The organism is Seohaeicola zhoushanensis (assembly GCF_014656415.1).
In the GTDB taxonomy this organism is placed as follows: domain Bacteria; phylum Pseudomonadota; class Alphaproteobacteria; order Rhodobacterales; family Rhodobacteraceae; genus Seohaeicola_A; species Seohaeicola_A zhoushanensis.
This window is the reverse complement of record NZ_BNCJ01000054.1, coordinates 1-4,928: the sequence shown is the minus strand read 5'-3', so window position 1 is coordinate 4,928 and position 4,928 is coordinate 1. Positions and strand designations below refer to the sequence as shown.

The 4,928-nt window shown below is 62.5% G+C and carries 5 protein-coding genes; all 5 read left to right on the top strand.

Going from position 1 to position 4,928, the window contains the following annotated elements:
- The first annotated feature begins 246 nt into the window (after window positions 1-246).
- Window positions 247-591, top strand: a complete 345-nt coding sequence (locus IE266_RS27325; protein WP_373310621.1) for a DUF1127 domain-containing protein — start codon at window positions 247-249, stop codon at window positions 589-591.
- A gap of 776 nt (window positions 592-1,367) precedes the next feature.
- Window positions 1,368-1,811, top strand: coding sequence for a nucleoside diphosphate kinase regulator (rnk, locus tag IE266_RS26550; protein ID WP_189683153.1), 444 nt, complete (start codon window positions 1,368-1,370; stop codon window positions 1,809-1,811).
- Between the two features lie 370 nt (window positions 1,812-2,181).
- Window positions 2,182-3,192, top strand: a complete 1,011-nt coding sequence (locus tag IE266_RS26545; protein ID WP_189683152.1) for a mechanosensitive ion channel family protein — start codon at window positions 2,182-2,184, stop codon at window positions 3,190-3,192.
- 532 nt (window positions 3,193-3,724) lie between these two features.
- Complete coding sequence (locus tag IE266_RS26540) at window positions 3,725-4,225, top strand: hypothetical protein (RefSeq protein WP_189683151.1); 501 nt, start codon at window positions 3,725-3,727, stop codon at window positions 4,223-4,225.
- Window positions 4,226-4,376: 151 nt separating this feature from the next.
- Window positions 4,377-4,913, top strand: coding sequence for a hypothetical protein (locus tag IE266_RS26535; RefSeq protein WP_189683150.1), 537 nt, complete (start codon window positions 4,377-4,379; stop codon window positions 4,911-4,913).
- The last annotated feature ends 15 nt before the right edge of the window (window positions 4,914-4,928 follow it).

The following is a 4,928-nucleotide window of genomic DNA, read 5'->3' as shown; positions in this document are numbered from 1 at the left end:
GACCCTACCGAGAAACCCGATGGCCACCGACAGCTACACCACGCACCGGGACGTCACCTTCAGTCTTCATACGAGGTACCTGCTCAACGCAGGAAACACACTGAACCGCCGGTAGCCCCGGGCGGGATCAGGCCGCTTGCCTGTCCGCGCTTCGGGGTCTCCTCGATCTCTTGCAGATCATTCGAAGTGGCGAACGCGCCAATTTGTCCGGACGATCACGCCTGTGCGGGTCGCCTGGCTGATGGGATGCGTGCGTCTCGGTTCGGTTTCCTCGTCATGGAGAATCATATGCACCCCCACGCCTTCAAATCCATCACCCCTCACTTTCCACCCCGTCGAACGGCCGGTCGTAACAATCGCAAGCCCGGAGCTATTCGACGTTGGCTCCGGGCCGTATTCCACAACTGGCAACGCCGGAAGATGATCGAAACTCTTCGAAGTATGGACGATCGCCTGCTACGCGACATCGGGATTGAACGCAGTGATATCCCGCGCGTCGTCGATGGTCTCACGGATCGCGAACTGAGCATGCGTCCAGTTTCTTCGGTTGTGCAGTTCGATGCGAGGTGGCGCGACGGCCGGACGGCATAGGCAGGATTTCTGCATCAAGTACGCGCACCACTGGACCACAGTGGTGCGCGGCTTTGGCCGCGTGGTGGCTCGCTAAGGAGCGATCAAAAAGGAGTGACGAAATGATGATTTGCAAAGCAGATTTCGAAGATCTGTTTCCAGATATTTTCCTGCCAAGAGATATTGGCGGGTCGACCGCGGAGCCGAGCGCCGCATGTCTGGCGCGTTGGGAAGACGATGGCGGTCTCGCAACATCGGTCGAAACCACCCCGCAGCACAACCGCCGGCCACTCCGGGAGACTTGGTCTGGATTATTCCACCGCTTTGCCTAACTTGTGGAGGTCGATGGCGAGCGTCATGTCGGCATCAAGCACCTGATCCGCCATCGCGGAGCCAAGAATGCGCCAAGTCCCCAACTTCTTAACGGGCTGCTGCGCCACAAGCTGCGGATCTCGCGCGGACCTCCCGAACCAGCCTCACCCAATCTCGCCGTGGCCGGATGCAACGTCACCTAAATGAGCGGCGGCGCGGGTGCTGGCACCGATGTGCGTTCCATGAGCCGTTTGCCGGTCCCGAGTTAATTTCTCGGCGCTTAGCTGCTTGGGGTGAGCCTGATCGAGATGCGGAAGCTGCAGAAGGTCCCTCTTCTGCGGGACGACGGGCGGATGGAGGTCGCCGTGCTGGATGCGAGTCTCTCCTGACCACGAGGCGCGGATGCTCTGATCCGCCACTGGGGGGCAGGGACGTTGGCCACCCATAATTCACTCACACCACCAGTAGGTGGAAAGGATACTACGATGAACAAACAACGCTCCACTCCTCGTGGCACCGGCCGGCGGCCCAGGGTCGTCATAGGCGCCGACTGCCTTGGTAGGTTCGAGGCACTTGCGGAGGGCGCGATCCAGCGTAACCCCGACCTTGCTGACCGACTGCTCGGTGAAATCGGCCGGGCCCGTGTCGTTTCAGCGGCGAAACTCCCGCAGAACGTGGTGGCCATCGGTCGCAGTGTCACCTATCGCGATGAAACGACCGGCCAGGAAAAGACGGTAACGCCAGTCTTTCCCGAGGATGCCGACATCGCACAGGGCCGGATCTCGATCCTGACACCGATCGGGGTTGCCCTGATCGGCCTGGCAGAGGACGCCTCGCTCCACTGGGACACCAGGGACGGAGAGCGGCGAGTTCTGACCGTGCTCCACGTCGTGTCCGAGGATGCCCCCGAAGGCCTGGCGGCACAATGATCCGCCATTCCCGAGGCCTTGTCGAAGCCCATGCCCTGCCCGGAAGGAGCCGCTCGATGCGCTGACGAAGCCACGATGCTCCTTCCGGGATACCGGCAATCGCCGCTTCGGCGCCTTCCCTTCCCGTTGAAAGAGGGTCTCATGAACCGTCACCTTCCGCTTGCCTGCCCCTCCTGCAAGACATCGCTTCCGCGCGCAGCCGCTCATCGTTGTCCCAGCTGTCGGTACATTCTCGGGGGCGCTACACCCATCATCCGAATTTCGTGTCGTCGTTGTGGCTCTACCGTCGAGGGACATGCCGGTGCCGCCGTGACCTGCCTCCGGTGCCGGTCTCGCCGGCCATCGCGACTTCTGCAACAGAGCTGCTGACATGAGAGTTCTCTCTCATCTCCGTCGGCTGATCGTGCCTTCGATTCTGCTTCTTGTCGCCGTCGGCCTGGTATTTTTCGACCAGGACGTCGAGCGGCGGGTCGGAATGTCTCTCCGCCGGGTTGGAGGCGTTGCCGGTTGCCTTGCCGCGGCCTGGCTCGGTAACAGGCTATTCGGCCTGTTCGCAGATCGCCGGAGACGCAACAAGCGTCCCTATCCGCGCCTGTTTCGGGATCTCGTGGCCGTTCTGCTGTTTTTCGCCGCGATCGTTGGCTCTGCCGCGCTCCTGCTGGAACAAGGTCTTCTTGGCGCGCTGGCGGGATCGAGCTTGATACTTGCGGTGCTGGGTTTCGCGATCCGGAACGTCGTGGCCGATACGTTGTCCGGCATCGCACTCGGCGTAGAGGCACCCTACCGGATCGGGGACTGGATCGATATCGAGCAAGTCGCAAGAGGGAAGGTCATCGAGATCGGCTGGCGCACGACGCGGGTGCTGACGCAGGATTCCACCTACATGATCTTGCCGAACAGCCAGATCGCACGCCGACGCATCACCAACTACTCGGCGCCGAAACCGCAGTATCGGGCGCAGTTGTCTCTGAAGCTTGCACATGAGGTCTCCGTGGACGCCGCCAAGGAAATGATCCTGAAGGCCATTGGCGAGGCGCGCCTTATCCAGACCGAACCGGCACCGGACGTCCGTGTGCAGGAGCTGGGAAGCGACGGCAATTCCTATGCGGTCCGGTTCTGGCTGTCGCGCTTCGAACAGGACGTCGACTGCCGGGATGAGCTTCTGACTCTGATCGACCGCGCGATGCGGCAGGCGAAAGTCCCGACCCCACGCATGCAGATCGAGCTGAAATGGCCTCGCGGGAGAACAATGACCCGCGTTGATCACGAAACGGAGGTTGCACGGATATTTGCTGCGCCGCCTGGGGCAGAGCGCATCGAGGCGCGAGGAGCCGATGACAGCATGGAGAGAAATCCGATGAGAAACGGCCCTGGCGGTTAATACGCCGTCCTCTCCTGTTGCTCGGGAATTGGGAAGCCGTCGCTGCTAGCCGAACCAGCTTCACGAGGCTTCCAAGTTGTCGAGGAGTCCGGCGACAAGATCGTGCAGCAGGAGTTGAACACATCGGCACTGAACATAGGCTACATTGGCGACCAACATGGTTTACGGACACCCCCCAAGAGAATAGTCGGCAAAGGTCCCAAGAAACCTCGATACAGCTCATTCTATGCGGCCGCCCCCTACGCGTGACCGACAAGGGACGGAGACCTTCCAACCTGATCCTCTCGGAAAAGTTCAGTCCGATCGCACCGCACAATAATGACGAAGACTGGAGGGCGACGCCGATCACGGGCGTCGCCCTTTCCGTTTCCGGAGACCGGCGATCGCGACAAGGCCGAGGGGCGGGATAACAGGTGCTGGCCGAGGGCCGGACGCGGCGTGAGGTGGGGTCTGCGACACCTCACACCGCGTCCGGTCCGGGAGGGCCAGGGTGGTTGGTGGTGTTGTTCACAACATCATCCAGGAGAACCACATGACACAGACTTCGACGACCAGGCCCGCGGGAGCGGCAGGCGAAGATCCCAGAACACCTGATATGCCAACGCATCTCAGTTCGATGCTCACGGTATTGGCGACCGAACTCCGACCGGTCCTCGGCACCTACACGTCGCCGCAGGCCCGTCGCGTAACAGCCTGGCTGAACGGGAGAGGCGAGGTGGCCGAACATGGTCGCTTCGACGAGGCGGCTCTGACCGCACTCGTCTGCGACCTAGTCACGCTGCGCAACGCGCGGTTCGTGTTCGCTCTCGGGCCGGATCGGGCGGTGAAGCCGCGCCGGGCCGTGGCGGTGAACGACACCGGCGGTGCCGCAGCCCTCGGTGCCGCTGTCTCGCACCTTGTCGCGGGCATCGGGAAGGTCGACGCGGAGATGGCGCTGCGCCTCGCAAGGACGGCGCTCGTCCAGGACGAAACGCATCGACGCGACATTGCAGAGCGTATCCTCGCGCACCCCGGAATGCTCAGCCGATTCTGAGGTAGTGGCCTGCGACCGAGATCACCGGATCCAATCCGGCCGATGCGCGGCGGCTATCCCGCTCTTCAAATCCCAACCTATGCCCTCGATCCGGCCGCGGATTCTCCGCGGCCGGGCCGTTCTCGACCCCGTAAACTCAGTTGGACTCATCATGTCGAATGCCCATTTCCGTTTTCACGCTGGCGACATCGTCTGCTTCCGATTTCCGCGCCGCGAGGGGCCATCGTACGCACGCCCCTGCCTCGTGCTCCAGGCTATCGGGACGGAACTTGTGATCGCCTACGGCACCACCTCCACAACCAACTCGAACCGAGGTCTCGAGGTCAGCGTCGAGGCCGATTTCGCGGCCTGCGGGCTTGACCGGCCGACGCGGTTTGTCTGTGCACGCAGGATCCGCGTCGATCATACCGACCCGCGCATCGAACCTTGCCCGGATGGCGGAACCCCGGTCATCGGCCATCTCCCGGCCCGCTACATTCCTCAATTGGCAGGTGTCTTCATGGACATCGCGAAAGCGTTCCCCGATCCGGACGTGCGGGCGCAGGCGGAGCGGGCGGGCATCCACCCTCCGAAACCCATGCGCGGGTCTCACCTCAATCGCCGACGCCCCCTATCCCCGCCGGTCGTGGTGGTTCGGGCGACCAAGTCGTTCCGACGCCCGGACCGTGCAAGCGGTTCGGCACACTGACGACCCATATGTTTT

Bases quoted from the DNA above. Each gene is read 5' to 3' on its own strand.
- IE266_RS26535 (WP_189683150.1), top strand. From the start codon at position 4,377: ATGTCGAATGCCCATTTCCGTTTTCACGCTGGCGACATCGTCTGCTTC.
- rnk (WP_189683153.1), top strand. From the start codon at position 1,368: ATGAACAAACAACGCTCCACTCCTCGTGGCACCGGCCGGCGGCCCAGG.
- IE266_RS26540 (WP_189683151.1), top strand. From the start codon at position 3,725: ATGACACAGACTTCGACGACCAGGCCCGCGGGAGCGGCAGGCGAAGAT.
- IE266_RS26545 (WP_189683152.1), top strand. From the start codon at position 2,182: ATGAGAGTTCTCTCTCATCTCCGTCGGCTGATCGTGCCTTCGATTCTG.
- IE266_RS27325 (WP_373310621.1), top strand. From the start codon at position 247: ATGCGTGCGTCTCGGTTCGGTTTCCTCGTCATGGAGAATCATATGCAC.